This window comes from Polaromonas sp. P1_G2 (genome assembly GCF_056405515.1).
This window is the reverse complement of sequence record NZ_JBFUBY010001504.1, coordinates 1-391: the sequence shown is the minus strand read 5'-3', so window position 1 is coordinate 391 and position 391 is coordinate 1. Positions and strand designations below refer to the sequence as shown.

The 391-nt window shown below is 59.1% G+C and carries 1 protein-coding gene; it reads right to left on the bottom strand.

All coding sequences use genetic code 11. The annotated features are described in order from the left end of the window. Positions 1-391, bottom strand: a 391-nt coding sequence (locus AC1D0P_RS31285) for a ComEC/Rec2 family competence protein (RefSeq protein WP_477680279.1), incomplete at both ends; no start/stop codon positions are given.

Sequence of the window (391 nt, the reverse complement as noted above, 5' to 3'; positions counted from 1 at the left end):
GTCCCCAGGTGGCGATGCGGTTGAAATATTCGATCGAAAACAGGGCGGTCGACAGTCCACCGATCAGTGAGGTCATGAACACGCCGGCCATGAAGCGGGCAGCCGGCATCAGCCGGCGCAACAGCGGAATTCCGCTGATCGGTGTCACGGACTGCATTCGCCGCTGCAGCGTGGAATATCCGGTCACAAGTGCCAGCGTGGCGGCATAGGACATCTGGAAACCCGGCCCGATCATCGCAGATGGCGAGGCGACTGCGATGACGATGGCGGAAAGCGCTATGTTGCGCAGACTGATCGACGGCCGGTCGAAAAATACCGCCGTGAGCATGATCGCCATCATGATATAGGCGCGCTCGGCCGATACGGAAAAGCCGGAGATCAGATAATAAAG